The following is a 24,700-nucleotide window of genomic DNA, read 5'->3' as shown; positions in this document are numbered from 1 at the left end:
TATGACGTTACAAAGTTAATATGCGCGCCCTATGCAAAAGGTAAAATTACCCCTGACTCTTGATCCGGTTCGTACGGCTCAAAAACGCCTCGATTATGAAGGTATCTATACTTCTGATCTGGTTGAGCGCGTCGCCGATTCTGTAGTCAGTGTGGACAGTGATGTGGAATGCTCCATGTCGTTCGCTATCGATAACCAGCGTCTCGCCGTTATAACCGGTGATGCGAAGGTATCGGTTACGCTCGAATGTCAGCGTTGCGGGAAACCGTTCCCACTTCATGTTCACACAACATATTGTTTTAGTCCTGTCCGTTCTGACGAGCAGGCTGAAGCACTCCCGGAAGCGTATGAGCCGATTGAGGTTAACGAATTCGGTGAAATCGATCTGCTTGCAATGGTTGAAGATGAGATTATCCTCTCCTTGCCGGTAGTTCCGGTGCATGATTCTGAACACTGTGAAGTGTCCGAGGCGGACATGGTCTTTGGCGAATTGCCTGATGAAGCGCAAAAACCAAACCCATTTGCCGTATTAGCCAGCTTAAAGCGTAAGTAATTGAGGAGTAAGGTCCATGGCCGTACAACAGAATAAACCAACCCGTTCCAAACGTGGCATGCGTCGTTCTCATGACGCTCTGACCGCAGTCACCAGCCTGTCTGTAGACAAAACTTCTGGTGAACAACACCTGCGTCACCACATCACTGCCGACGGTTTCTACCGTGGCCGTAAGGTAATCGCTAAGTAATCACGCATGACTCAATGGCTTTCCCACTTCTGGTGAGAAAGACAAAGAGTGAACGCGTGATGAAGCTTAGTGAGGCTTTCCCCGGGTAACTGGGGAAACACCTAACCGGGCAGCGACGATACCTTGACACGTCTAACCCTGGCGTTAGATGTCATGGGGGGAGATTTTGGCCCTACCGTGACAGTGCCTGCAGCATTGCAGGCACTGAATTCTAATTCGCAACTCACACTTCTTTTAGTCGGGGATCCCGATACAATCACGCCATTACTTGCCAAAGCTGACTTCGAACAACGTTCGCGTCTGCAGATTATCCCTGCTCAGTCAGTTATTGCCAGTGATGCCCGGCCCTCGCAAGCTATTCGCGCCAGTCGTGGAAGCTCAATGCGTGTTGCCCTGGAGCTCGTGAAAGAAGGTCAGGCACAAGCTTGTGTCAGCGCCGGTAATACGGGCGCACTCATGGGACTTGCGAAGTTATTGCTCAAACCTCTTGAGGGGATTGAGCGTCCTGCGTTGGTGACGGTGTTACCCCATCAGCAAAAGGGCAAAACGGTGGTGCTGGATTTGGGCGCCAACGTAGATTGTGATAGCACGATGTTGGTGCAATTTGCCGTCATGGGTTCCGTGCTGGCAGAAGAGGTTGTTGGCATTGCCAATCCTCGCGTAGCGTTACTCAACATCGGCGAAGAAGAAACGAAAGGTCTCGACAGTATTCGAGATGCTTCAGCTGTGCTAAAAACAATCCCTTCCATTAATTATATCGGCTATCTTGAAGCCAATGAGTTACTGACTGGCAAAACCGATGTGTTGGTCTGTGACGGTTTTACAGGTAATGTCACATTAAAGACGATGGAAGGTGTTGTCAGAATGTTCCTTTCACTGCTGAAATCTCAGGGTGAGGGCAAAAAACGGTCGTGGTGGCTTCTGTTATTAAAACGTTGGTTACAAAAAAGCCTGACAAGGCGATTTAGTCACCTCAACCCCGACCAGTATAATGGCGCCTGTCTGTTAGGATTGCGCGGCACGGTGATTAAGAGTCATGGTGCGGCCAATCAGCGAGCATTTGAAGTCGCGATTGAACAGGCAGTGCAGGCGGTGCAGCGACAAGTTCCTCAGCGAATTGCCGCTCGCCTGGAATCTGTATACCCAGCTGGATTCGAACTGCTGGACGGTGGCGAAAGCGCAAAATCACGAGCACACAGATAACGGTGCGTTTGTGAATGTGGCCAACGTATCAGCGATTTGCTCGTAGCGGTATATAACCAAAAAGTGACTGAGCGTACATGTATACGAAGATTATTGGTACTGGCAGCTATCTGCCTGAACAAGTGCGTACTAACGCCGATTTGGAAAAAATGGTTGAGACGTCTGATGAGTGGATCGTCACTCGTACAGGTATCCGTGAACGCCATATTGCAGCGCCAAATGAAACAGTTGCGACGATGGGCTTTGCCGCCGCAAACCGTGCGATTGAAATGGCGGGCATCGACAAAGAACAAATTGGTCTGATTGTGGTTGCTACCACATCATCCACTCACGCATTTCCAAGCGCGGCGTGCCAGATCCAAAGTATGCTGGGGATCAAAGGCTGTCCAGCGTTTGACGTTGCAGCCGCTTGTGCTGGCTTCACTTACGCCCTGAGCGTTGCCGACCAGTACGTTAAATCTGGCGCAGTTAAGCATGCTCTGGTCGTTGGCTCCGATGTCCTGGCCCGTACCTGCGATCCAACCGATCGCGGAACGATCATTATTTTCGGTGATGGGGCTGGTGCGGTTGTACTGAGCGCATCAGAAGAGCCAGGCATTCTCTCCACGCATCTGCACGCTGACGGTCGCTACGGCGAACTGTTGACGCTGCCTAACGCCGATCGCGTGAACCCGGAAAACCCGATCCACCTGACGATGGCGGGTAACGAAGTATTTAAAGTCGCGGTGACCGAGCTTGCGCACATCGTTGATGAAACGCTGGAAGCCAATAATCTTGACCGTTCTGCGCTGGACTGGCTGGTGCCGCATCAGGCTAACCTGCGCATTATCAGCGCGACAGCTAAAAAGCTGGGTATGTCGATGGATAATGTTGTCGTGACGCTCGACAGACATGGTAATACCTCTGCTGCCTCCGTACCGTGCGCGCTGGACGAAGCCGTCCGCGACGGGCGTATTAAAGCTGGGCAGTTGATATTGCTTGAAGCCTTCGGGGGTGGATTCACCTGGGGCTCCGCGCTGGTTCGTTTCTAGTATAAGGATTTAAACATGACGCAATTTGCATTTGTGTTTCCGGGGCAGGGTTCCCAGACCGTTGGGATGTTGTCTGAAATGGCAGCAAACTACCCAATTGTTGAAGAAACATTTGCTGAAGCATCAGCTGCACTGGGCTATGATCTGTGGGCGTTGACTCAGCAAGGTCCGGCTGAAGAACTGAATAAAACCTGGCAGACGCAGCCCGCGCTGTTGACCGCATCCGTTGCGCTTTATCGCGTATGGCAGCAGCAGGGGGGTAAAACACCTGCGCTGATGGCGGGTCACAGCCTGGGCGAATATTCTGCGCTGGTATGTGCGGGTGTTATCAGTTTTGCCGATGCCGTACGTCTGGTTGAACTGCGTGGCAAATACATGCAGGAAGCGGTTCCGGAAGGCACTGGCGGCATGTCTGCTATTATCGGTCTGGACGATGCCGCTATCGCTAAAGCGTGCGAAGAGTCTGCCGAAGGCCAGGTGGTTTCACCGGTAAACTTTAACTCACCGGGTCAGGTGGTTATTGCCGGGCATAAAGAAGCCGTAGAACGTGCTGGTGCTGCCTGTAAAGCCGCGGGCGCTAAGCGTGCGCTGCCGCTGCCGGTCAGCGTTCCTTCTCACTGCGCGCTGATGAAGCCTGCCGCTGAGAAACTGGCCGTTGAGCTGCAGAAAATCACCTTTAACGCGCCGACTGTTCCGGTTGTGAACAACGTCGACGTGAAGTGCGAGACCACGGCAGACGCAATTCGCGATGCGCTGGTTCGTCAGCTGTATAGCCCGGTTCAGTGGACTAAAACCGTTGAATTTATGGCATCCCAGGGCGTAGAGCACCTGTATGAAGTCGGTCCGGGTAAAGTTCTGACCGGCCTGACGAAACGTATTGTTGACACCCTGACTGCTTCGGCACTGAATGAGCCGGCGGCATTGTCTGCGGCGCTAGAGCAATAAAAGAGGAAGACCATGAGTTTTGAAGGAAAAATCGCGCTGGTTACCGGTGCAAGCCGTGGCATTGGCCGCGCAATTGCTGAGACACTTGTTGCCCGTGGCGCGAAAGTTATCGGTACTGCTACCAGCGAAAGCGGCGCGCAGGCCATTAGCGATTACTTAGGTGCAAATGGTAAAGGTCTGATGTTGAATGTGACCGATCCGGCATCTATCGAATCTGTTCTGGAAAATATTCGCGCAGAATTTGGTGAAGTCGATATCCTGGTCAATAATGCCGGGATTACTCGTGATAACCTGTTAATGCGCATGAAAGATGACGAGTGGAACGATATCATCGAAACCAACCTGTCATCTGTTTTCCGTCTGTCAAAAGCGGTAATGCGAGCTATGATGAAAAAGCGTCATGGGCGTATTATCACTATCGGTTCTGTGGTTGGTACCATGGGAAATGCGGGTCAGGCTAACTACGCTGCGGCGAAAGCGGGTCTGATCGGCTTCAGTAAATCACTGGCGCGCGAAGTTGCGTCTCGTGGCATTACTGTAAACGTTGTTGCTCCGGGCTTTATTGAAACGGACATGACGCGTGCGCTGTCTGATGATCAGCGTGCGGGTATTCTGGCGCAGGTTCCTGCGGGTCGCCTCGGTGGCGCTCAGGAAATCGCCAGTGCGGTTGCATTTTTAGCTTCTGACGAAGCAAGTTACATCACAGGTGAGACTTTGCACGTCAACGGCGGGATGTACATGGTTTAACCACGATGAAAAATATTTGCGTTATTGTAGGTCTTGGCCTCAAAATAACGTAAAATCGTGGTAAGACCTGCCGGGATTTAGTTGCAAATTTTTCAACATTTTATACACTACGAAAACCATCGCGAAAGCGAGTTTTGATAGGAAATTTAAGAGTATGAGCACTATCGAAGAACGCGTTAAGAAAATTATCGGCGAACAGCTGGGCGTTAAGCAGGAAGAAGTAACCAACAATGCTTCCTTCGTTGAAGACCTGGGCGCAGATTCTCTTGACACCGTTGAGCTGGTAATGGCTCTGGAAGAAGAGTTTGATACTGAGATTCCGGACGAAGAAGCTGAGAAAATCACTACCGTTCAGGCTGCCATTGATTACATCAACGGCCACCAGGCGTAAGTGAACATCTCCAGGCGGTCATTCGACCGCCTGAGTTTTATCTTTTTATCCCACTTGAATTATTTTCCCTCCCTGGAGGACAACCGTGTCTAAGCGTCGTGTAGTTGTGACCGGACTGGGCATGTTGTCTCCTGTCGGCAATACCGTAGAGTCTACCTGGAAAGCTCTCCTTGCCGGTCAGAGTGGCATCAGCCTGATCGACCATTTCGATACTAGCGCCTATGCAACGAAATTTGCTGGCTTAGTAAAGGATTTTAACTGTGAAGACATTATCTCGCGCAAAGAACAGCGCAAGATGGATGCCTTCATTCAATATGGAATTGTCGCTGGCGTTCAGGCCATGCAGGATTCTGGCCTCGAAATTACGGAAGAGAACGCTCATCGTATTGGCGCCGCTATCGGCTCTGGTATTGGCGGTCTCGGTCTTATCGAAGAAAACCATACCTCACTGGTAAACGGTGGACCGCGTAAGATCAGCCCGTTCTTCGTTCCGTCGACGATTGTTAACATGGTGGCTGGTCACCTGACCATCATGTACGGCCTGCAAGGGCCAAGCATCTCCATCGCGACAGCCTGTACTTCAGGCGTGCATAACATCGGTCATGCCGCACGTATCATTGCATACGGCGACGCAGACGCGATGGTTGCGGGTGGTGCTGAAAAAGCCAGTACGCCGTTGGGTGTGGGTGGCTTTGGCGCGGCACGTGCACTGTCTACGCGTAATGATAATCCGCAAGCGGCAAGCCGCCCATGGGACAAAGAGCGTGACGGCTTTGTGCTGGGCGACGGTGCTGGCATGGTGGTACTGGAAGAGTACGAGCATGCGAAAGCGCGCGGTGCAAAAATCTATGCTGAAGTCGTTGGTTTCGGTATGAGCAGCGATGCTTACCACATGACGTCGCCACCGGAAAACGGTGCAGGCGCTGCGCTGGCAATGGTCAACGCACTGCGCGATGCGGCTATCGAAGCGGGTCAGATTGGCTATGTCAACGCACATGGTACGTCCACCCCAGCGGGCGATAAAGCGGAAACCCAGGCAGTGAAATCTGTCTTTGGCGATGCGGCAAGCCGTGTAATGGTAAGCTCCACTAAATCCATGACCGGACACCTGTTGGGTGCGGCGGGCGCGGTAGAGTCAATTTTCTCTATCCTGGCGTTGCGCGATCAGGCTATTCCGCCAACCATCAACCTGGATAACCCGGATGAAGGTTGTGACCTGGACTTCGTACCTCACGAAGCGCGTCAGGTTAGTGGTCTGGAGTATGCGCTGTGTAACTCCTTTGGCTTCGGTGGTACCAACGGCTCTTTGATCTTTAAAAAGATTTAAGTCCGTCAGGTGATGCGCTAGCATCGATAGCAAATTGAAAAGGTCCGCTTGTCGGGCCTTTTTTTATTCGGTTTTCCGCCCTTGTCCTGTGTTACTCATCCTGCCAAACTAGCGGACCAGAAATAAGGAGCCACCATGTTCTTAATTAATGGCTGCGAGCAAGATATGCTGGCCGCAAGCGATCGAGCGACCCAGTTTGGTGATGGCTGTTTTACCACTGCCTGTATTATCGACGGTGAAATCCCTCTCTTTGCAGCGCATCTTGAGCGTTTACAAGACGCTTGCCAAAAACTGCTGATCTCTTTTGAAGATTGGTCCGAGCTGCAAAATGAAATGAAAATGCTGGCGAAAGGGCACGTACGCGGTGTGTTGAAGGTGATTATCAGCCGTGGCAGTGGAGGCCGGGGTTACAGTGGCAAAAATTGTCATAGTGCCACACGCATCCTCTCCGTTTCAGCCTGGCCCGATCATTACGATCGTTGGCGGCAAGAAGGCATTACGCTGGCGCTAAGCCCAGTGCGGCTGGGACGTAATCCACTGCTTGCCGGGCTTAAACACCTGAATCGACTGGAGCAGGTGTTGATTCGCTCTCATCTTGAACAGACGGACGCCGATGAAGCGCTGGTTCTTGACAGCGAGGGATGGGTTACGGAATGCTGTGCGGCTAATTTGTTCTGGCGTAAAGGCGATGTGGTTTACACGCCCCGGCTGGACCAGGCCGGAGTGAACGGTATTATGCGACAATTCTGTATCCGGATGCTGGCACAATCGCCATTCAGTATTGTCGAAGTGTATGCCGGGTTGGAGGAGATAATGCAGGCTGATGAAATCGTCGTCTGTAACGCGTTAATGCCCATTATTCCCGTGCGTGCCTGTGGCGACACGTTGTTGTCTTCACGTTTGTTATTCGATTATTTAGCCCCACTTTGTGAGCACCCGAATTAGCCATGAAAAAACTGTTACTTGTTGTCCTGTTATTGCTGGTTGTGCTGGGCATTGCCGCTGGAGTGGGAATGTGGAAAGTTCGCCATCTGGCGGACAGCAAATTATTGATTAAAGAAGAAACGATTTTTACGCTGAAAGCGGGGACGGGCCGTCTGGCTCTCGGCGAACAGCTGTATGCAGACAAAGTTATCAATCGTCCGCGCGTGTTCCAGTGGCTGCTGCGTGTGGAGCCCGAGCTGTCGCATTTTAAGGCCGGAACATATCGCTTCACGCCTGACATGACGGTGCGGGACATGCTGCAACTGCTGGAAAGCGGCAAAGAGGCGCAGTTCCCGTTACGTCTGGTTGAAGGGATGCGCCTGAGCGATTACCTCAAACAGCTGCGTGATGCCCCGTATATCAAACATACGTTAAGCGACGATAGCTATGAGACCGTGGCCGAGGCACTTAAGCTGGAAAACCCGCAACGGGTAGAAGGCTGGTTCTGGCCAGATACCTGGATGTATACCGCCAATACTACTGACGTAGCGTTGCTAAAACGCGCGCATCAGAAAATGGTTAAAGCGGTGGATACTGTCTGGGAGGGGCGCGCTAATGGCCTGCCTTATCAGGACAAAAATCAGCTGGTAACCATGGCTTCTATTATTGAAAAAGAAACTGCGGTTGCCAGCGAGCGCGACCAGGTGGCTTCGGTCTTTATTAACCGCTTACGTATCGGTATGCGTTTACAAACCGATCCGACCGTGATTTACGGGATGGGTACACGGTATAATGGCAAATTGTCGCGTGTGGATTTAGACACCCCGACCGCCTATAACACCTATACCATTACGGGACTGCCGCCTGGCCCGATTGCCATGCCGGGAGAGGCTTCATTGCAGGCCGCGGCGCATCCGGCAAAAACGCCGTATCTCTATTTTGTGGCTGACGGTAAAGGCGGCCACACGTTTAACACCAATCTTGCCAGCCATAACCGGTCCGTGCAGGATTACCTGAAAGTGCTTAAGGAAAAAAATGGGCAGTAACTATATCGTCATTGAAGGCCTGGAAGGCGCCGGAAAAACCACCGCGCGTAACGTGGTGGTGGAGACACTTGAGCAACTCGGTATTCGTGACATGGTTTTCACCCGCGAACCTGGTGGAACGCAGCTGGCTGAGAAACTAAGAAGTCTGGTGCTGGATATTAAATCGGTCGGTGACGAGGTCATTACCGACAAAGCCGAAGTTCTGATGTTTTACGCGGCGCGTGTACAGTTGGTCGAAACCGTTATTAAACCTGCACTGGCGAAAGGCGCGTGGGTAATTGGCGATCGTCACGATCTGTCGACCCAGGCGTATCAGGGCGGCGGACGCGGTATCGATCAAAATATGCTGGCAACCCTGCGCGATGCGGTGCTTGGTGATTTTCGCCCGGACCTGACGATTTATCTGGATGTGACGCCAGAAGTCGGGTTGAAGCGTGCCCGTGCCCGCGGCGAGCTGGATCGTATTGAGCAGGAATCTTTCGACTTCTTTAATCGTACTCGCGCGCGCTATCTTGAGCTGGCTGCCAAAGACGCCAGCATTCGTACTATAGACGCTACGCAGCCGTTGGAGGCTGTGATGGCTGATATCCGTCATACCATCACCCAATGGGTGAAGGAGCAGGGCGCATGAAATGGTACCCATGGTTACGACCGGATTTTGAAAAACTGGTAGCCAGCTACCAGACGGGTCGTGGTCACCATGCGTTACTGATTCAGGCGTTACCCGGAATGGGCGACGACGCGCTGATTTACGCCCTCAGCCGCTATTTAATGTGCCAGCAGCCGGAAGGGCATAAAAGCTGCGGACAGTGCCGCGGCTGTCAGCTAATGCAGGCGGGGACGCACCCTGACTACTATTCGTTGCTGCCGGAAAAAGGCAAAAGCACGCTGGGGGTTGATGCGGTACGCGAAGTCAGTGAAAAGCTGTACGAGCATTCGCGTCTCGGCGGTGCGAAGGTCGTGTGGATCCCGGATGCTGCCCAGTTAACCGATGCCGCCGCCAACGCCTTGCTGAAAACGCTGGAAGAACCCCCGGCACAAACCTGGTTTTTCCTCGCCAGCACAGAGCCAGCTCGCTTGCTGGCGACATTACGCAGTCGTTGCCGGTTACATCATCTTGCGCCACCGGCTGAGTCGTATGCGATCTCCTGGCTTGCTCGTGAGGTGACTGCGTCGTCAGAAGCGCTGCTTAGCGCGTTGCGCCTGAGCGCAGGTTCGCCTGGCGCGGCACTTACGTTGTTACAGGCTGAAAGCTGGGCGCACCGCACAGATTTTTGTGCGGCACTGGGGAACACATTAAATGCAGGCGACTGGTATATCTTGCTCGCGGCGTTAAACCACGATCAGGCTGCCGCCCGTTTACACTGGCTGGCAACGTTGTTGACGGATGCGTTGAAACGTCCGTATGGGGTTTCCCATTTAACGAATCCTGATGCGCTGGACCTGATATCTTTTATCGCAGAACGGTTATCCGTTGCCCAGATACAGGCGATACTCGGTGACGTTTGTCATTGTCGTCAGCAACTGCTGAACGTAACAGGCGTAAACCGTGAGCTGGTGTTAACCGATCTTATTCTTCGTATTGAGCATTACCTGCAACCAGGCACCGTACTGCCTGTTCCCCATCTTTGAGAGAGACATTATGTTTTTAGTCGACTCACACTGCCATCTTGATGGCCTGGATTATCAATCTCTGCATAAGGACGTGGATGACGTGCTGGCGAAAGCGGCCGCACGTGATGTGAAGTTCTGTCTTGCCGTCGCGACCACCCTGCCAGGATATCGCAGTATGCGCGAACTGGTCGGTGAGCGTGACAATGTGGTTTTCTCCTGCGGCGTGCATCCGTTAAATCAGGATGAAACCTATGATGTTGAGGACCTGCGTCGTTTTGCCGCTGAAGAGGGGGTTGTGGCGATGGGAGAAACCGGGCTGGACTATTTTTACACGCCGGAAACAAAGGTGCGCCAGCAGGAATCTTTTATCCACCATATTCAGATCGGCCGTGAGTTACAGAAGCCGGTTATCGTGCATACCCGCGATGCGCGAGCCGATACGCTGTCTATTCTGCGCGAAGAAAAAGTGACGGATTGTGGCGGCGTACTACACTGTTTTACAGAGGACAGAGAAACGGCGGGCAAATTACTGGACCTTGGATTCTATATCTCGTTTTCCGGCATCGTCACGTTCCGAAATGCAGAGCAGCTCCGTGATGCCGCCCGCTATGTTCCTCTGGACCGGTTATTGGTCGAGACGGATTCTCCCTACCTTGCGCCTGTACCGCATCGTGGAAAAGAGAACCAGCCCGCCATGACTCGTGACGTTGCAGAGTACTTGGCCGTAGTGAAAGGTGTTGCCGTTGAAGAACTGGCGCAGGCAACCACTGATAACTTTGCCCGCCTGTTTCACATCGACGCTTCTCGCCTGCAATCTGTTCGTTAACTGACTTTTTTTAAAGCTCGTAATTAATCACTAATGCGAGTAAAGTTCACCGCCACAAAATGGGCGGTGAATAATCAGTTTGACACATTCAGAAACTCATTTTATCGGAATGTGCGGATTTTGCGGCCATTCACGACTGAACTGTGATAGCCGTCAAACAAAAACAAACTGAATTATTTTACTCTGTGTAATAAATAAAGGGTACTTAGATGCCCTGTACACGGCGAGGTTCTCCCCCCTCGCCAATGCGTGAGAACGTAGAATACACAAAGTCAATCAAGCTGCATCAAGGCGGCAAGTGAGTGAATTGCAGGAGCTTACTAGAGTAAGTGTCTGGGATGAACGAGCGCAGCCCGCGCTGAGGCGGTTTGAAGGATGAAGTGTATAAGCACAAATACTCAGGAGCACTCCTAATTATGTTTAAGAATGCATTTGCTAACCTGCAAAAGGTCGGTAAATCGCTGATGCTGCCGGTATCCGTACTCCCGATTGCAGGTATCCTGCTGGGCGTCGGTTCCGCTAACTTCAGCTGGCTGCCAGCCGTTGTATCGCACGTAATGGCAGAAGCAGGCGGTTCTGTTTTTGCGAACATGCCGCTGATTTTTGCTATCGGTGTTGCGTTAGGCTTCACTAATAATGACGGTGTATCTGCACTGGCATCCGTTGTTGCTTACGGCATCATGGTTAAGACCATGGCTGTTGTTGCGCCGCTGGTTCTGCATTTACCTGCTGAAGAGATCGCCGCTAAACACCTTGCTGATACGGGTGTTCTCGGGGGGATTATCTCCGGTGCGATTGCAGCGTATATGTTCAACCGTTTCTACCGTATCAAATTGCCTGAGTATCTTGGCTTCTTTGCGGGTAAGCGCTTCGTTCCTATCATTTCTGGTCTGGCTGCCATCTTCACAGGTGTGGTTCTGTCCTTCATTTGGCCGCCGATTGGTACTGCTATTCAGACGTTCTCTCAGTGGGCTGCATACCAGAACCCGGTCGTGGCGTTCGGTATCTATGGCTTCATTGAGCGCTGCCTGGTACCGTTTGGTCTGCACCATATCTGGAACGTTCCATTCCAGATGCAGATCGGTGAATACACCAACGCTGCGGGCCAGGTGTTCCACGGTGATATTCCTCGCTATATGGCGGGTGACCCGACTGCGGGCAAACTGTCCGGTGGCTTCCTGTTCAAAATGTACGGTCTGCCGGCTGCTGCTATCGCTATCTGGCACTCTGCTAAACCAGAAAACCGCGCGAAAGTGGGCGGTATCATGATCTCCGCGGCGCTGACCTCGTTCCTGACCGGTATTACCGAGCCGATCGAGTTCTCCTTCATGTTCGTGGCGCCGATCCTGTACATCATCCACGCGATTCTGGCTGGTCTGGCATTCCCGATCTGTATCCTGCTGGGTATGCGCGACGGTACGTCGTTCTCCCACGGTCTGATCGACTTTATCGTTCTGTCCGGTAACAGCAGCAAGCTGTGGCTGTTCCCGATTGTCGGTATCGGTTATGCGATTGTTTACTACACCATCTTCCGTGTGCTGATCAAAGCGCTGGACCTGAAAACGCCAGGTCGTGAAGATGCTACCGAAGACAGCAAAGCAGGTGCGACCGGTGAAATGGCTCCGGCTCTGGTTGCGGCATTCGGCGGTAAAGAAAACATCACTAACCTCGATGCGTGCATCACTCGTCTGCGTGTCAGCGTGGCTGACGTTGCTAAAGTGGATCAGGCTGGCCTGAAGAAACTGGGTGCGGCAGGCGTTGTGGTAGCTGGTTCCGGTGTTCAGGCTATCTTCGGGACTAAGTCCGATAACCTGAAAACTGAAATGGATGAGTACATCCGTAACAGCTAAGCAGTAAGAAGTTGGGGAGAACTAAGGCAGCCTGTGGGCTGCCTTTTTTATTGCATTAATTAGCCTGAACGCGAATCGGTGCGGTGGCAGCGAACAGCCAGGGACGAGCCTCTGCGTTCACGCGCGGGGATAGCGTCTCTCTGACCTGCTGGTGGTAATCATCAATCCACTGTTTCTCAGCATCACTCAGCAGATGCAGTTCGACCAGATTCAAATCAATCGGTACCAGCGTCAGCGTTGAGAAACGACAGAAACCAGGACGACTGTTGATAATCTCCACTTGATTTTCAATGCGGATCCCATATTGTCCAGCCAGATAATAACCTGGCTCGATGGTGATGATGTTGCCTGCGACCAGTGGCCACGGGTTTACTTTTTTGGCAATGCGATGTGGCTGCTCATGAATAAGCAACTGGTGACCCACGCCGTGTCCCGTGCCATGATCAAAATCCAGTCCCAGCTCCCACAACGCCCGGCGGCTAAAAGCATCCAGTTGATGGCCCTGAGTCCCGCTGGGAAACTGCAGCGAAATAAGCGACAAAAAGCCTTTCAACACAGCGGTGTAATGCAGGCGGCGTTGCGGATCCTGTGGGCCAAATGCGAGGGTACGCGTCGTATCCGTCGTACCATTGTGGTACTGGCCACCGGAATCATTCAGATACATGGCCTGCGAGGTAATTGGCGTATTGGTCTTTTCACTGGAGTGGTAATGACACATTGCGGCATTGCTGGCAGATGCCGAAATCGTGCTGAAACTTTGCTCGATAAATCCCGGCTGCTGCTGGCGAAATTCCAGTTGCTTGGCCTGCGCTTCCAGCTCGGTGACCGGATTGCCTGCCGCTTCGCGCAAAGGAACTTCATGGGTCAGCCAGGCAAGGAAGTTTACCCAGGCTGCGCCATCTTGTTCATGGCATTCACGATAGCCTGCCAGTTCAACGTCATTTTTGTGGGATTTCATCAGAGTGATGGGATCGGGCGCCCAAAGAACGTTGCCGCCGTGTTCTTCAATGGCAAAGCGCAATGCGACGGGGGCGTAGTCTTTATCGACCAGGAAACACTTCCCATTAGCTAACTGCTGGCAGCGAGTCAGAAAATTCTCTTGCGGGGCCAGAGTAAGCGTATTCAGCAGTGATGCGGGGAGCTGTTGCGTTTTATTGCTATCCACAAACCATTCCAGCTCACCGCTGCGATGGAGCAGGGCAAACGAAAACGGCACTGGCACCATGGCCAGATCCGAACCACGCACATTCAATAACCAGGCAATGTTATCCGGCAGGGTAATTGCCAGCACGTCAGCCTGGTGTTGAGCGAGTTGTTCCACGATGCGGGCACGCTTTTGCGTGCTGCTTTCCCCGCTGATTTCAATGGGCATTTCACGAATGATGCCGCAGGGGGCTGCCGGTCGGTCTAGCCATACCTGGTCAAAAGGATCTTGCTCAAGAGGCACCAGCTCGCAGTGGGTTGCCGACAGTGCTTCAAACTGACTATTGACCATCAGCATTGGTTCAAAGCCGATACGTGTGCCTGCTGCAACATGAGACTGCAAATAGTCGGCCAGCGGCTCATCGTGTAAATGATGAATCTCAAAATCATCCAGCGAGACTTCATTACGTACCTGGACCTGATAGCGTCCATCGACAAACATTAACGCGCGATCCCGAAGGACCAACGCGAGGCCAGCAGAGCCGCTAAAACCGGTCAGCCAGGCCAGTTTATTGTCATGCGGCGTACAATCTTCGCTTTGATGAGCATCGGCGCGCGGAACAATCATGCCATCCAGCCCCTGCGCTATCAGCAGGTTGCGCAGGGCGGAAAGAGGAGTTGAGTTGTGCATAGTTACCTTCAGGTCTTAACGGAACGGCGGTTCGTTGAATGTACGTAATTTACGGGAGTGCAGTCGGTCGCCTTCAGCACGCAAACGATCGATAGCCCGGATACCTATTTGCAGATGCTCAGAAATGGCACCTTCATAAAAACGGTTGGCCTGCCCAGGCAGTTTGATCTCACCGTGCAGCGGCTTGTCGGAAACGCACAGCAGCGTGCCGTACGGAACGCGGAAACGGTATCCCTGGGCGGCGATGGTGGCGCTTTCCATATCGATAGCCACCGCGCGGCTGAGGTTAAAGCGTAGCGCAGAAGCGGAATAGCGTAGCTCCCAGTTGCGATCGTCAGTGGTGACGACGGTACCGGTACGCAGGCGCTGTTTAACCTCTTCGCCGGGCATACCGCTGACTTCTTTGGTGGCGTCATACAGTGCGCGCTGCACTTCCGCGATGCTCGGAATCGGGATATCCGGTGGGAGAACGGCATCCAGTACGTGGTCATCACGCAGATAAGCGTGGGCCAGAACATAGTCGCCAATCGCCTGGCTTTCACGCAGCCCGCCACAGTGCCCAATCATCAGCCAGACGTCAGGACGCAGTACGGCCAGATGATCGCAAATGGTTTTGGCGTTGGACGGGCCAACGCCGATATTGACCAGCGTGATCCCCTGACCGTCGGCGGTGATTAAATGCCAGGCGGGCATCTGGTGTTTCTTCCAGGCGAGATCGGAGATGGCTTCTTCAGGCGCTTCAGTTTCAGCGGTGATCCAGATCCCGCCCGCACAAGAAAGCGCGATATACGGGCTGTCCGGGTCGAGGATCTGGCTGCAACCCCAACGCACAAACTCATCGACGTAGCGGGTGTAGTTGGTGAACAGCACAAACGGCTGAAAATGTTCAACCGGTGTTCCCGTGTAGTGGCGCAGTCGCGCCAGCGAAAAATCTACTCGTCGGGCGTCGAAGTGCGACAACGGGGAGAATTCCGCCGGATGATAGATACCGTCGGCTGTTTCATCGCCAATCTGTGATAGCTCGGTAGTGGGGAAATGGCGCGTTAGGCCGGCGCTCATCGAGCGGTCGAGTGTCAGTTCAGAACCGTCAATGACATACGGATAGGGAATTTCATGCTGCGACGGCTCAACGGAGATATGCGCATCATAATCCTGATACAGCAGCGTGAGTTGTTCTTCAAGATACGGACGAAAAAGCGACGGACGGGTAATCGTAGTGGTGTAGCAGCCCGCATGGGTAAAACGACCATAGGCGCGGGTTTTCGGGGGATTGGTGGCGCTGCCATCCCAGGTGACACACAGTGATGGGTAAACAAAAAGACCGTTATGGCGGGCGATTACGTCAGGGAGCGTCCCTGTTTCAATATACTTACCAATGGCGCTACGCAGTGCTTTAACCGACTGCTCGTACAGCGCGTCCAGTTTATCCAGTGCCTGAGCCGGGGTCAGGCTGGAGCCCTTATTGTTCATGTCTGTCTCCTTGTTCCACAGATGTACTGCTCTCCCGATAGTATGTCACAGGAATGTGAAACAAAAGTCAGACGTTGAGGAAGATTGTGCGAAGACCGGACGGCCTCCGCACCCGGGCTTAACCGTGCTGCTTATCCCGCATCAGCAATGCTGTAGTGGCGGAAATAAGACAACCCGCCATCAGATAAATGGCCACACTGTGCCAGTCTCCGCCGGAGAATGTTACCAGCGCAGCAGCAATGAAGGGGGTAAAACCGCCGCCAACCACACTTGCTACCTGATAACCAACGCCAGCGCCGCTGTAGCGGTAGCTTGCGCCAAACAAACCGGTAAACATTGGTTGCTGCACGCAGACCACCATATCGTGTGCAATGTTGGCTAACATAATTGCGAAAAACACGATCCAGAAAATGGATTGCGCTTCTAACGCCATAAAGAACGGGAATGCGCTGAGCGTCCCCACCAGTGCGCCGGTAATGTAAACGCGCCGGCGACCAAAGCGGTCGGCGAGCCAGGCAAAGCAGGGAATGGTCAGACAGCTCAGTCCACCTACCAATAAGCCGATATTCAGAAACAGTTCGCGAGGTAAGCCCAGATTCTGCGTGGAGTAATTTAGGGCAAACGCGGTGACGATATACATCGTCAGCAGTTCACACAGGCGCAGAGCGATAATTTTCAAAAAGGCACCTGGATGACGGATTAACGCCTCGACTACCGGTAGTCTCTTTTTCTCTGGTTGCGCTGCCTGCTGCTGCTGTTCGAATTCGGCTGATTCATCCATTCGGTTACGCATCCACAACGCGCCCAATACCAGCACGATGCTGAACAGGAATGGAATACGCCAGCCCCAACTCAGGAACTGCTCATCGGTGGTTTGCGAGCTAATCAGCGAGACCAGACCGGTAGAAAGCAGTAGCCCGACGCCATAACCGACTTGAACACCGCTGCTGTAGAAGGCTTTTTTATTTTTCGGCGCGCTTTCGACGGAGAGCAACGCCGCGCCGCCCCATTCACCGCCAACGGCGAATCCCTGAATAGCACGCAGCATCACCAGCAGAACGGGAGCCCACCAACCAATGGTGTCAAAGGAAGGAATAATCCCTATCAGTGCAGTGGCGATCCCCATCATCCAGACTGTGAGCATCAGCATACGTTTACGCCCCAGGCGATCGCCGAAGTGGCCGAAGATCACCCCGCCTAACGGGCGGAACAAAAATCCGACGCCAAAGGTAGCAAATGCGGCAAGTGTTCCCATTGCCGGGCTGACTTGCGGGAAGAACTCGCGGTTAAAGACCAGTGCGGCAGTGATGCCGTAAAGCAGAAAATCATACCAGTCGACCACGGCACCCGCGAAGCTACCAAGCGCAGCGCGTCGGGCGCGGTTAAGTGAAGAGGCGTCCTGTTGGGGACCCGTGGAGGTGAGGGAGGAATCCATAGTTATCCTGTCTGTACTGTTTTTTAGTTATTAGTATTTGAGTTGGGTTACACACATTGCAGTCGCAATATTAACGACCGTTATGAGATTACCGCGACAGACGGGAAGTGAAAACGATTATCTCCCTCATCTGAGGGCAACATGAAAAATAAGATGAATGAGAAATCTGAACCTGGTGGAATCGTGGCCTGTCAGGAGTGTTCTGATTTCAGGTGGAGCATTAGGAGCGCTGTATTTGGGGAAGTTATAAACCCACTTTCATAATGGTATACGGAGATTAGGTGAAACCACATCGCTCATAAGCACGAATCGCACGCCCGTTATCTCCGTGGACATATAAGCGAAGCTCCAGTGCCTTTTCTGATTTAGCTTCTTTTGTAAGATGTTTGATGAGCTCATCAGCTAATCCCATCCCACGATGCTCCGGGGCGATATAAAAGCTTTGGATCCACCCGTAGTCATTTCCATGAAAATCACTCCATTCTTTTACGACAGAGGTATTGGCGATCACTGTTGCTGAAGAATCTTCCATGACCCAATATTTTGAACGTGGGTTTTCACAAAACGCCGACGAAACGCCACGCTCCACAGCAACAAGGTTAATCACTGAACCTTCAGATTCTTGTGCTTCCTGAGTGGTGAATTCGATGATTTTATTGATATCGTCAGGCGTAGCTGGTCGAATAAAGTAGTTCATAAGTCTGGCTCTCATTAGCGTTGCGGCTATACGAATCGCGCAATACCCTACATCAAATCTTGTTCAATGTCCGCTTTTGGCACGAAGCGGCCGGTCACCCGCTAGACAGCAATCCCCATGATCCTGATGACGCTCTGCTGTGAAGCTGTTTTGAAATAGTCTCTTTTAATTAAGGTCATGCCCTGTTTGCGGTAGAAATTACAGGCGCGTTCGTTCTGTTCAAGAACCTCCAGCCATACAAAGTCTTTCCCCCTGGCCCGGGCTAGCTCTTTGACGGTGTCAAACATGACCTGGCCGTAACCTTTACGGGTGTCTGCAGGATCAAGATAGAGTTTGTTAAGCAGCATCCCTGACATATTCGTATCAGGGATTCTGCTTTCATAGGTCACTTTCGCAAAACCAATTGGCCTATCGGTCTCTGCTACATACCAACAGACCGCTTGCTCTTTCAGGCTCTGTTCCAGCTCGTCCAGAGAATATTCGCTTGCTAAAAAAGCTTCCAGTTCAGACTTTGACTCCCACAGATGTTCAAAGTGTGCGCGGTAGATGCGGTAGCCCAGCGCATTAAGCAACATCGCGTCGGCAGGTGTGGCTTCACGGATTTGTAATGTCATGAATGATTCCTGTCCTGGTAATAAATTAACGATTACTGAACTATATCAAAACTGTCAGTGATACAGTGGTATGCGAATATTTCAGAGGCTTATCAGTATGAAGATTGTTTTTATCCCTGCGCTGATCGTCGTCCTGATTGATAAAGAACAGGACATGGGACGGGAATTGACCCGCGATGAGGTTGAGTCCATCCGCGATGGCGCTACAGCCATCCGCCTGCCGACCGAAGCAGCCGAGGATATAATCAGAGAGCGCGGCTACCGCGATATTGATCCTGAGAATGTCTGGCGCGAGTGGCAGGCGTATAAAGCTGACTGAATGTCGATGGGAGCACGCTGCTTAAGTAGCGCATGAAAATTGTGCACTTACACGGATGCGTTTATTCCGCATCTGGCGTGGAGCTGAGGGGCAGCTTTGAGCGAGGAGCGGAAGTTCGCAATCCAATCTCCAACGAATATTTCAAGCATTGCCGTGTGTCGATCCATGCGGAGTAGATCCATCTACTATGCCTCTTTATGATTGAGGGCGTGCTTTTAAGATAGACGCCCATACTAATAAATTAATTTTCTATTGAATAATTGGCTGATATAACCGCATCAACATATATAGTTTCATACCAAGCGACAATCCACCACTTGATGTTTTTTCACTATTTCTCGGGGGTATCATTAAATAGTTTGAAATTGAAACTTAGAAAGTTTTGAAGGTATCTTCATGGCATTGTCATATTCTGGATGTGCGGAAATCATGTCACAAAAATAATTATGATATGAGGCGAGCCAGGCAAATTTAGAAAAAACGGTTGGAATAGAAGCATAATCTTTTAATGCTTTCTCAATCTGCTGCTTGTGAAGGATTAAAGAATTCGTATCTAGATGTTGCTCATACTCACCATCAATAATACACTCCATGAGATAATTTATAAAATAACGACCATCTGGTCCTTTCAACACATCTCTCAGTTGTGGAGCTGCACCTTTAGCATAGTATTTGAGATGTTCGTCTACCATCTTCATGGTGTTATCGCACAACACTACAATAGGGTTAACAGCCACATTACTTTCTAGGCGATATGACTCCAGCAATGCAGCACCATAGACACTATTTTTATCCATGAACAGTTGTCCTACGGCAAGTCCACCACGAATAAAGAACCCTTTAAGCGCCATTTTGAACTGATATTCTCGGATCGGATAGAGAATGAGTCCAAATTCTGATTCCATTTCACTGCTAAAATCAGGATGCGCAAGAACCACATTGTCTGTAAATGATTTAAAGTAAAGCATTGACTCCTCGGTATCTTCCTCAAGCAAGGAAAGACTTTCGGTGAGGATTTGGTGAAATTCAGCTAGTAAAATATCTTCGGTGCCATTTGTATAACTGGCACTTGTTCTCGCTGAAAATCCAAGAACATCCAAAAAGGCACAATAGGATCTCCGATGAATTGGCTTCCCATTGTGGAAGTAATCATCTTTTTTAATATATTTATTTGTTTTTTTTGCTTTCATTATGTGATTTATTCCTTAAGGTAATATTTATTTTATAAGGCTCTTCAGCGTTACAGTTAAATAATGGTCTTGAGTTATCAATATAGGTTACCATTCAAATGCCTCTGCCTAGTATCTTATATTTCTCATAAACATTCCACAATGTTGAAATCAAAACTTCTGGAAGCCCACAAAAAATTGTACTAATACACTATCTGTAGTCTTGACCTACACCCTACTGATTAGCAAATTCCCAGGCTGTACTTGCCACAAAGTTACTGTATGTATCTCGTATAACTAGACCAATTAATATTGGTATCACCATCAATTGAACTCACAATACGAATTAGTTTACAAGCCGAAACTGAAAATCGGCTGACCTTCTCCCTAGTTATTAATGGATGCTACCTTTAGTTCTTCCGCTCTTGGCACACTGCGGACGTCGGTATGAAGCAACCCAGCGCCCGTTAATATTAAGCGGAAAGATGAATTAACGTGTCTCCCCCGTTTCGTCATCCTCTTCGCATTTTACTTAATCCTGCCTTTGTTGCTGTGCATACAGCGACGTGTTATCACTCGGTAAACTGCATTTCACGGGTTGCTATGGTGCAGAGAGTAATCCCTGAACACCGTTGTCTGCGGTTTATGAACCGATGATTAATATGGTTTTGACTGGTCCTAAACGCATGATGGTTGATGACAGAACGCTGCAATATGATCCAGCTCAGAACCGTTGAAATGTTACCTGGGCAGAGTGAAGTCATCGCAGCGTGAGTGATATGACAGGCGACCTGTTGAGGCCATGGTACCATTACAGACTGTGTCATCTACCTCACTACACACATCGGCCTGCCAGATACTGGTTCGGGGTGTATCTCCGTATCCACGCTGAATACGGTTCTCAGCAATCCAGGGTTCATCACCTCTTCTGGTGTGCCTTGCGCCATAATATGTCCGTTCGCCATTACCACCAGATGGTCGCAGTACCGGCTGGCTTGATTAAGGTCGTGCAGCACGGCGACCACCGTTTTCCCCTGAGCCCGGAGTTCGCCCATCAGCCGCATCAGTTCCACCTGGTGATTGATATCGAGATAGGTGGTTGGCTCATCGAGTAGTACAACGGGCGTATCCTGCGCCAGGACCATCGCCAGAAATGCGCGCTGTCGCTGACCGCCAGAAAGATCGGTTAACCGTCGGTCAGCAAGATGTTGGATCTGCGTCTGGCTCATAGCATCATGGACCCGCGTATTGTCTTCAACGGAGAGACGCCCCCAGAGTGACAACCACGGGTTGCGACCGTACGAAACAAGCTCCTGGACGGTGATCCCCTCGGGAGTTAGATGGTGCTGGGGCAGCAGCGCCAGCCTGCGGGCTAGCTGGCGTGATGAGAGCGTATTGATGGCACTATCGCCGAGAAATACGCCGCCGGACTGCGGTGTTAACAGTCGTGAAAAACAGTTTAACAACGTTGACTTCCCGCAGCCGTTAGGGCCGAGCAGGGCGGTTGTCTTCCCCGCTGGTAGGGTGAGTGAAACGCCATCAAGCACCTTGTTTGTACCGTAACAGACCGTCAGATTTTCAGTTCGTAATGTCATTTATCGCATTCTCACAAGCAGCCAGACAAACCATGGTGCACCGATAATGGCGGTCAGCACGCCAGCCGGAAGTTCCAGAGGAGGATGAATAATTCGCGCCAGCAGGTCGGCAACCACCAGCAGCAACGCACCTGTCATGGCTGAAACGGGCAGCAGCCAGCGGTGGCGTCCACCGGTAATGCTGCGCACCATATGCGGTACCACAAGACCAATAAAGCTAATTGGGCCGCAGACGGCCACGCCGGTCGATGTCATGGCGACGGCCAGCAGTAAAGCCTGGAGCCGAATACGCGGCACCGACACACCGAGCGTGGTGGCGCGCGCATCGCCCAATGCCAGGAGGTCGAGATCGCGGCAAAAACGCAGACTCAGCGGCAGAAACAAAATCAGCAGTGGGGCGGCTATTTTCACAAAGCTCCAGTCACGGCCCCATAAGCTGCCGGTCAGCCACAGCAGGGCGCTGTTCACATCCTGCGGGTGCGAAAGCATCAGATAATCCGTCAGGCTGGCCCAGCAGGCAGAGAGCGCAACACCCGTGAGCGCCAGCTTCATCGGCTGGCTGGTGTTCGCCAGTATTCTCAGCAGGATCAGGCCCGCCATGCCACCGGCAAAGGCTAGCAGCGGCAGAGCAATCACCGGTAGTGACGGTAAAAGAAGCAGTGCGCCCACAGAGGCCAGGCTGGCGGCATGGTTTACGCCGAGGATATCCGGTGATGCCAGAGGGTTACGCACGATTCCTTGCACCAGCGCGCCTGCCACCGCGAGGGCTGCACCGACAAGCAGCGCCAGCAGCAGTCGCGGCAGGCGGTACGCCGTTAATACGTAATGATATTCGCGCCCGGTCTGCCAGTCGCTCAGCAGAGCACGCCAGGGAACGGCGATCACCCCCATTTGTAGTGACAAAGCCGAAAGTCCTGCCAGCGCGAGGGCGATGAAAATGACGAACGCAATTTTCATCCACGCCTCCTGACCAGCCAGACAAAACAGGGTGCACCAATCAGCGCCACTACTGCCCCCGCGGGCAATTCGCCAGGGAAGGCCAGCGCTCGGGCCAGAACATCAGCCAGCAGCAGCAGCGTGGCGCCCATAAGCATGCTCATCGGCAGGACCTTGCGCTGATCGAATCCCACCCAGAAGCGAGCCAGATGCGGCATCAGCAGGCCGATAAAGGCTACCGGACCCGCCACGCTAACGCAGGCGCCCACCAAAATGAGCACCAGAAGATTGAGCGCCAGGCGCAGCCGGGTCAAATTCACCCCCAGCGTTTGCGCAGTGCTGTCGCTCACGTTAAGCAGGTTCAGTTGATTAGCCAGCAGCAATATCACCGGTACAGCAACCGCTACCATTGGGAAAAGCTGCCAGAACTCCTGCCAACGTGCGTGGGATACGCCTCCCGCAAGCCAGTAAAAAATGCCGTAGGCGTGATCTTCCGTCAGCAGCAGAGTGATGCGGGTAAGGGCCATGCAGAAAGCCGAGAACGCGATGCCCGCGAGGATCAATTTGTTTCTGTCCTGGGTGTGGCGAAATCCACCACTTGCGGTCATCACCATCAGCCAGCTTACGCCACCGCCGCAGGCGGCGATAAAGGCAATGGAGTAACCCGTAACGGGCGCAGGGCTGATAGCGCTGGTAAGCGCCATCGCCAGCGCTGCGCCACTGTTAATACCGAGTAGTGAAGGGGAGGCCATTGCATTATGCGTCAGGGTCTGCAGCAGCGTTCCCGCCAGAGCCAGGCTTGCGCCGATCAAAATGGCGACCAGGCTTCTCGGCAAACGAAGGTTTTGCACCAGTGCTTGTGGAAGCGTCGGCGTATGGCCTGGCAGCAGGGCGTGAATGGCATCAACGCCAGAAACAGGAATGGCCGAGTAGCAAAACAGACTCAGCCAGAAGATAGCGATAAGCGCGACAAGGGGAAGCCCCCACTGTAGCGCTGGATGTTTGAAAATTGTCATTTCACATCGGATAAAGGCTGGTGGTGAAAGATTTTTACCGTGTCGCTGGCAATGCGTTCGGCTGCGAAAATGCCACGCATCCGCGCCCAGGCGTTACTGTCGACCGACGCCGTCTGCTGTTTTTGCGCCGCAGTTAACATCTGCCACAGCGGGTCTTGTTGCCAGCGTTTCACGATACTCTCTTCACGATAGTGCGCGACCAGCAGCCATGCCGGATTGAGCGCCAGCAGCTGTTCCAGACCGATGGACGGCATAGACGCACCCGCCATAGCCGCAGGCACTGTCAGGCCCAGAGAGGTCAGGACGCCCCCGGTCCAGGTCTCCTGCGTGTGCAGGTTGAACTGCTGCTCCCGGGACGTACCAAACACCACCATCGTGTCTTTTGGCAGTTGGCTGGCCCACGCTGACATCTGTTGTTGGTGTTGCGTCAGGCGTGACTGCATCTGTGCCTTTTTACCCACAATTTCACCGATGATGGCCGCAGATTGCAGATTTTCAGCGTAAGTTTCATTGCGGGACTTGAGCAGCAGCACAGGTGCGATTTGCTGTAAGGCGCTGTAAATACCCGCATGGCGGTTGCTGTCGGCAATGATCAGATCCGGTTTCAGCGCGCTGATGGCTTCTAAACTCGGCTGCGCACGCGTGCCGACAGACTGCCAGGGTTTCAGATGGGCACGAACCTCTGGAAGAATGCGCATGGCATCGTTATCGTCGGCAATGCCGACCGGACTGACATCGACAGCAGCCAGTGCGTCCGCGAACGACAGTTCCAGCACCACTATCCGTTGTGGCGTTTTATCAAGCGTAAAGGTGCCATGTTCGTCATGAACCGTGGCGGCAAAAGCATGGCCGGTGAACAGCAGAGCGGCGAATAGCGTACGTAATAGTGTGAACATGTAAATTGCCTGCGTCGGGTGGCGTTTCGTTTGCCCGACCTACAAAAGCATCATGCAGGCCGGTCAACCGGG

26 protein-coding genes are annotated in these 24,700 nt (G+C 52.3%); 16 read left to right on the top strand and 10 right to left on the bottom strand.

Translation table 11 applies throughout. From position 1 onward, the window contains the following. Positions 1-31: 31 nt before the first annotated feature. The 14 genes from yceD (at position 32) to ptsG (ending at position 12,647) form a co-directional block, all read left to right on the top strand. Positions 32-553, top strand: coding sequence for a 23S rRNA accumulation protein YceD (gene yceD / locus SK35_RS15350; protein ID WP_003036239.1), 522 nt, complete (start codon positions 32-34; stop codon positions 551-553). Between the two features lie 16 nt (positions 554-569). After that, the gene (rpmF, locus tag SK35_RS15345; RefSeq protein ID WP_003036242.1) at positions 570-743 is read left to right on the top strand and encodes a 50S ribosomal protein L32; all 174 of its coding nucleotides are present in this window, start codon (positions 570-572) and stop codon (positions 741-743) included. A gap of 123 nt (positions 744-866) precedes the next feature. Further along, positions 867-1,946 carry a phosphate acyltransferase PlsX gene (gene plsX, locus SK35_RS15340; RefSeq protein WP_071846967.1) on the top strand — a complete coding sequence of 360 codons (1,080 nt, stop codon included), beginning with the start codon at positions 867-869 and terminating at the stop codon, positions 1,944-1,946. 77 nt (positions 1,947-2,023) lie between these two features. Further along, positions 2,024-2,977, top strand: a complete 954-nt coding sequence (gene fabH / locus SK35_RS15335) for a beta-ketoacyl-ACP synthase III (protein ID WP_003832181.1) — start codon at positions 2,024-2,026, stop codon at positions 2,975-2,977. Between the two features lie 15 nt (positions 2,978-2,992). Further along, the gene (fabD, locus tag SK35_RS15330; RefSeq protein ID WP_048214460.1) at positions 2,993-3,922 is read left to right on the top strand and encodes an ACP S-malonyltransferase; all 930 of its coding nucleotides are present in this window, start codon (positions 2,993-2,995) and stop codon (positions 3,920-3,922) included. A gap of 12 nt (positions 3,923-3,934) precedes the next feature. Beyond that, complete coding sequence (fabG, locus tag SK35_RS15325) at positions 3,935-4,669, top strand: 3-oxoacyl-ACP reductase FabG (protein ID WP_003036255.1); 735 nt, start codon at positions 3,935-3,937, stop codon at positions 4,667-4,669. A 154-nt stretch (positions 4,670-4,823) separates the two neighbouring features. Continuing rightward, positions 4,824-5,060, top strand: coding sequence for an acyl carrier protein (acpP, locus tag SK35_RS15320; protein WP_000103754.1), 237 nt, complete (start codon positions 4,824-4,826; stop codon positions 5,058-5,060). Between the two features lie 85 nt (positions 5,061-5,145). Beyond that, positions 5,146-6,387 carry a beta-ketoacyl-ACP synthase II gene (gene fabF / locus SK35_RS15315; protein ID WP_003036260.1) on the top strand — a complete coding sequence of 414 codons (1,242 nt, stop codon included), beginning with the start codon at positions 5,146-5,148 and terminating at the stop codon, positions 6,385-6,387. 135 nt (positions 6,388-6,522) lie between these two features. After that, complete coding sequence (pabC, locus tag SK35_RS15310) at positions 6,523-7,332, top strand: aminodeoxychorismate lyase (RefSeq protein WP_048214459.1); 810 nt, start codon at positions 6,523-6,525, stop codon at positions 7,330-7,332. 2 nt (positions 7,333-7,334) lie between these two features. Next, the gene (gene yceG, locus SK35_RS15305; protein WP_048214458.1) at positions 7,335-8,357 is read left to right on the top strand and encodes a cell division protein YceG; all 1,023 of its coding nucleotides are present in this window, start codon (positions 7,335-7,337) and stop codon (positions 8,355-8,357) included. Further along, the gene (tmk, locus tag SK35_RS15300; RefSeq protein ID WP_048214457.1) at positions 8,347-8,988 is read left to right on the top strand and encodes a dTMP kinase; all 642 of its coding nucleotides are present in this window, start codon (positions 8,347-8,349) and stop codon (positions 8,986-8,988) included. Before yceG ends, tmk begins: the two co-directional genes overlap by 11 nt. After that, on the top strand, positions 8,985-9,989 hold the full coding sequence (gene holB, locus SK35_RS15295) for a DNA polymerase III subunit delta' (protein WP_048214456.1): 1,005 nt from the start codon (positions 8,985-8,987) through the stop codon (positions 9,987-9,989). The genes tmk and holB overlap by 4 nt, the downstream gene beginning before the upstream one ends. A 10-nt stretch (positions 9,990-9,999) precedes the next feature. Further along, positions 10,000-10,797: a metal-dependent hydrolase gene (locus tag SK35_RS15290; RefSeq protein WP_048214455.1), complete on the top strand. Its 798-nt coding sequence runs from the start codon at positions 10,000-10,002 to the stop codon at positions 10,795-10,797. Positions 10,798-11,213: 416 nt separating this feature from the next. Next, entirely contained in the window at positions 11,214-12,647 is a 1,434-nt protein-coding gene (gene ptsG / locus SK35_RS15285; protein ID WP_003836725.1) for a PTS glucose transporter subunit IIBC, read from the top strand. A 55-nt stretch (positions 12,648-12,702) separates the two neighbouring features. On the opposite strand, the gene SK35_RS15280 is transcribed toward ptsG, so the two are convergent. From SK35_RS15280 to SK35_RS15260, 5 genes are all read right to left on the bottom strand, one after another. After that, complete coding sequence (locus tag SK35_RS15280) at positions 12,703-14,481, bottom strand: aminopeptidase P family protein (RefSeq protein ID WP_048214454.1); 1,779 nt, start codon at positions 14,479-14,481, stop codon at positions 12,703-12,705. A gap of 15 nt (positions 14,482-14,496) precedes the next feature. After that, positions 14,497-15,951 (bottom strand): AMP nucleosidase, encoded by a 1,455-nt coding sequence (locus SK35_RS15275; RefSeq protein WP_048214453.1) that lies wholly within the window; start codon positions 15,949-15,951, stop codon positions 14,497-14,499. A 118-nt stretch (positions 15,952-16,069) separates the two neighbouring features. Next, a complete protein-coding gene (gene shiA / locus SK35_RS15270) occupies positions 16,070-17,386 on the bottom strand; it encodes a shikimate transporter (protein ID WP_048214452.1) in 1,317 nt (438 codons plus the stop codon). 277 nt (positions 17,387-17,663) lie between these two features. After that, complete coding sequence (locus tag SK35_RS15265; RefSeq protein ID WP_048214451.1) at positions 17,664-18,083, bottom strand: GNAT family N-acetyltransferase; 420 nt, start codon at positions 18,081-18,083, stop codon at positions 17,664-17,666. A 101-nt stretch (positions 18,084-18,184) separates the two neighbouring features. Then, the gene (locus SK35_RS15260) at positions 18,185-18,697 is read right to left on the bottom strand and encodes a GNAT family N-acetyltransferase (protein ID WP_048214450.1); all 513 of its coding nucleotides are present in this window, start codon (positions 18,695-18,697) and stop codon (positions 18,185-18,187) included. Positions 18,698-18,794: 97 nt separating this feature from the next. Between SK35_RS15260 and SK35_RS15255 the strand changes: the two genes are divergently transcribed. After that, complete coding sequence (locus tag SK35_RS15255; protein ID WP_048214449.1) at positions 18,795-19,016, top strand: hypothetical protein; 222 nt, start codon at positions 18,795-18,797, stop codon at positions 19,014-19,016. Positions 19,017-19,366: 350 nt separating this feature from the next. Here the strand turns inward: SK35_RS15255 and SK35_RS15250 are convergent, their stop codons facing one another. Then, a complete protein-coding gene (locus SK35_RS15250; protein ID WP_048214448.1) occupies positions 19,367-20,206 on the bottom strand; it encodes a hypothetical protein in 840 nt (279 codons plus the stop codon). A gap of 632 nt (positions 20,207-20,838) precedes the next feature. Here SK35_RS15250 and SK35_RS27150 point away from each other — a divergent pair. Then, on the top strand, positions 20,839-20,922 hold the full coding sequence (locus SK35_RS27150; protein ID WP_348981088.1) for a hypothetical protein: 84 nt from the start codon (positions 20,839-20,841) through the stop codon (positions 20,920-20,922). 90 nt (positions 20,923-21,012) lie between these two features. On the opposite strand, the gene fecE is transcribed toward SK35_RS27150, so the two are convergent. The 4 genes from fecE to SK35_RS15225 are packed head-to-tail and all read right to left on the bottom strand — an operon-like array spanning position 21,013 to position 24,628. Next, on the bottom strand, positions 21,013-21,780 hold the full coding sequence (gene fecE / locus SK35_RS15240; protein WP_048214447.1) for a Fe(3+) dicitrate ABC transporter ATP-binding protein FecE: 768 nt from the start codon (positions 21,778-21,780) through the stop codon (positions 21,013-21,015). Further along, complete coding sequence (fecD, locus tag SK35_RS15235) at positions 21,781-22,737, bottom strand: Fe(3+) dicitrate ABC transporter permease subunit FecD (protein ID WP_048214446.1); 957 nt, start codon at positions 22,735-22,737, stop codon at positions 21,781-21,783. Next, positions 22,734-23,732, bottom strand: a complete 999-nt coding sequence (fecC, locus tag SK35_RS15230) for an iron-dicitrate ABC transporter permease FecC (protein ID WP_048214445.1) — start codon at positions 23,730-23,732, stop codon at positions 22,734-22,736. Before fecC ends, fecD begins: the two co-directional genes overlap by 4 nt. Continuing rightward, positions 23,729-24,628 (bottom strand): Fe(3+) dicitrate ABC transporter substrate-binding protein FecB, encoded by a 900-nt coding sequence (locus SK35_RS15225; protein ID WP_048214444.1) that lies wholly within the window; start codon positions 24,626-24,628, stop codon positions 23,729-23,731. Before SK35_RS15225 ends, fecC begins: the two co-directional genes overlap by 4 nt. Positions 24,629-24,700: the final 72 nt, after the last annotated feature.

The sequence above is a fragment of the Citrobacter sp. MGH105 genome (genome assembly GCF_001037485.2).
GTDB classification, from domain to species: Bacteria; Pseudomonadota; Gammaproteobacteria; order Enterobacterales; family Enterobacteriaceae; genus Citrobacter; species Citrobacter portucalensis.
The sequence above is the reverse complement of the archived record's forward strand: the minus strand, read 5'-3'. Positions and strand labels throughout refer to the sequence as shown.

What these genes read in the sequence shown, in the direction of transcription:
- yceD (WP_003036239.1), top strand. Translation starts at nt 32, where the DNA reads ATGCAAAAGGTAAAATTACCCCTGACTCTTGATCCGGTTCGTACGGCT.
- rpmF (WP_003036242.1), top strand. Translation starts at nt 570, where the DNA reads ATGGCCGTACAACAGAATAAACCAACCCGTTCCAAACGTGGCATGCGT.
- fabH (WP_003832181.1), top strand. Translation starts at nt 2,024, where the DNA reads ATGTATACGAAGATTATTGGTACTGGCAGCTATCTGCCTGAACAAGTG.
- fabD (WP_048214460.1), top strand. Translation starts at nt 2,993, where the DNA reads ATGACGCAATTTGCATTTGTGTTTCCGGGGCAGGGTTCCCAGACCGTT.
- fabG (WP_003036255.1), top strand. Translation starts at nt 3,935, where the DNA reads ATGAGTTTTGAAGGAAAAATCGCGCTGGTTACCGGTGCAAGCCGTGGC.
- acpP (WP_000103754.1), top strand. Translation starts at nt 4,824, where the DNA reads ATGAGCACTATCGAAGAACGCGTTAAGAAAATTATCGGCGAACAGCTG.
- pabC (WP_048214459.1), top strand. Translation starts at nt 6,523, where the DNA reads ATGTTCTTAATTAATGGCTGCGAGCAAGATATGCTGGCCGCAAGCGAT.
- yceG (WP_048214458.1), top strand. Translation starts at nt 7,335, where the DNA reads ATGAAAAAACTGTTACTTGTTGTCCTGTTATTGCTGGTTGTGCTGGGC.
- tmk (WP_048214457.1), top strand. Translation starts at nt 8,347, where the DNA reads ATGGGCAGTAACTATATCGTCATTGAAGGCCTGGAAGGCGCCGGAAAA.
- holB (WP_048214456.1), top strand. Translation starts at nt 8,985, where the DNA reads ATGAAATGGTACCCATGGTTACGACCGGATTTTGAAAAACTGGTAGCC.
- SK35_RS15290 (WP_048214455.1), top strand. Translation starts at nt 10,000, where the DNA reads ATGTTTTTAGTCGACTCACACTGCCATCTTGATGGCCTGGATTATCAA.
- ptsG (WP_003836725.1), top strand. Translation starts at nt 11,214, where the DNA reads ATGTTTAAGAATGCATTTGCTAACCTGCAAAAGGTCGGTAAATCGCTG.
- SK35_RS15280 (WP_048214454.1), bottom strand. Translation starts at nt 14,481, where the DNA reads ATGCACAACTCAACTCCTCTTTCCGCCCTGCGCAACCTGCTGATAGCG.
- SK35_RS15275 (WP_048214453.1), bottom strand. Translation starts at nt 15,951, where the DNA reads ATGAACAATAAGGGCTCCAGCCTGACCCCGGCTCAGGCACTGGATAAA.
- shiA (WP_048214452.1), bottom strand. Translation starts at nt 17,386, where the DNA reads ATGGATTCCTCCCTCACCTCCACGGGTCCCCAACAGGACGCCTCTTCA.
- SK35_RS15265 (WP_048214451.1), bottom strand. Translation starts at nt 18,083, where the DNA reads ATGAACTACTTTATTCGACCAGCTACGCCTGACGATATCAATAAAATC.
- SK35_RS15260 (WP_048214450.1), bottom strand. Translation starts at nt 18,697, where the DNA reads ATGACATTACAAATCCGTGAAGCCACACCTGCCGACGCGATGTTGCTT.
- SK35_RS15255 (WP_048214449.1), top strand. Translation starts at nt 18,795, where the DNA reads ATGAAGATTGTTTTTATCCCTGCGCTGATCGTCGTCCTGATTGATAAA.
- SK35_RS15250 (WP_048214448.1), bottom strand. Translation starts at nt 20,206, where the DNA reads ATGAAAGCAAAAAAAACAAATAAATATATTAAAAAAGATGATTACTTC.
- SK35_RS27150 (WP_348981088.1), top strand. Translation starts at nt 20,839, where the DNA reads ATGATTAATATGGTTTTGACTGGTCCTAAACGCATGATGGTTGATGAC.
- fecE (WP_048214447.1), bottom strand. Translation starts at nt 21,780, where the DNA reads ATGACATTACGAACTGAAAATCTGACGGTCTGTTACGGTACAAACAAG.
- fecD (WP_048214446.1), bottom strand. Translation starts at nt 22,737, where the DNA reads ATGAAAATTGCGTTCGTCATTTTCATCGCCCTCGCGCTGGCAGGACTT.
- fecC (WP_048214445.1), bottom strand. Translation starts at nt 23,732, where the DNA reads ATGACAATTTTCAAACATCCAGCGCTACAGTGGGGGCTTCCCCTTGTC.
- SK35_RS15225 (WP_048214444.1), bottom strand. Translation starts at nt 24,628, where the DNA reads ATGTTCACACTATTACGTACGCTATTCGCCGCTCTGCTGTTCACCGGC.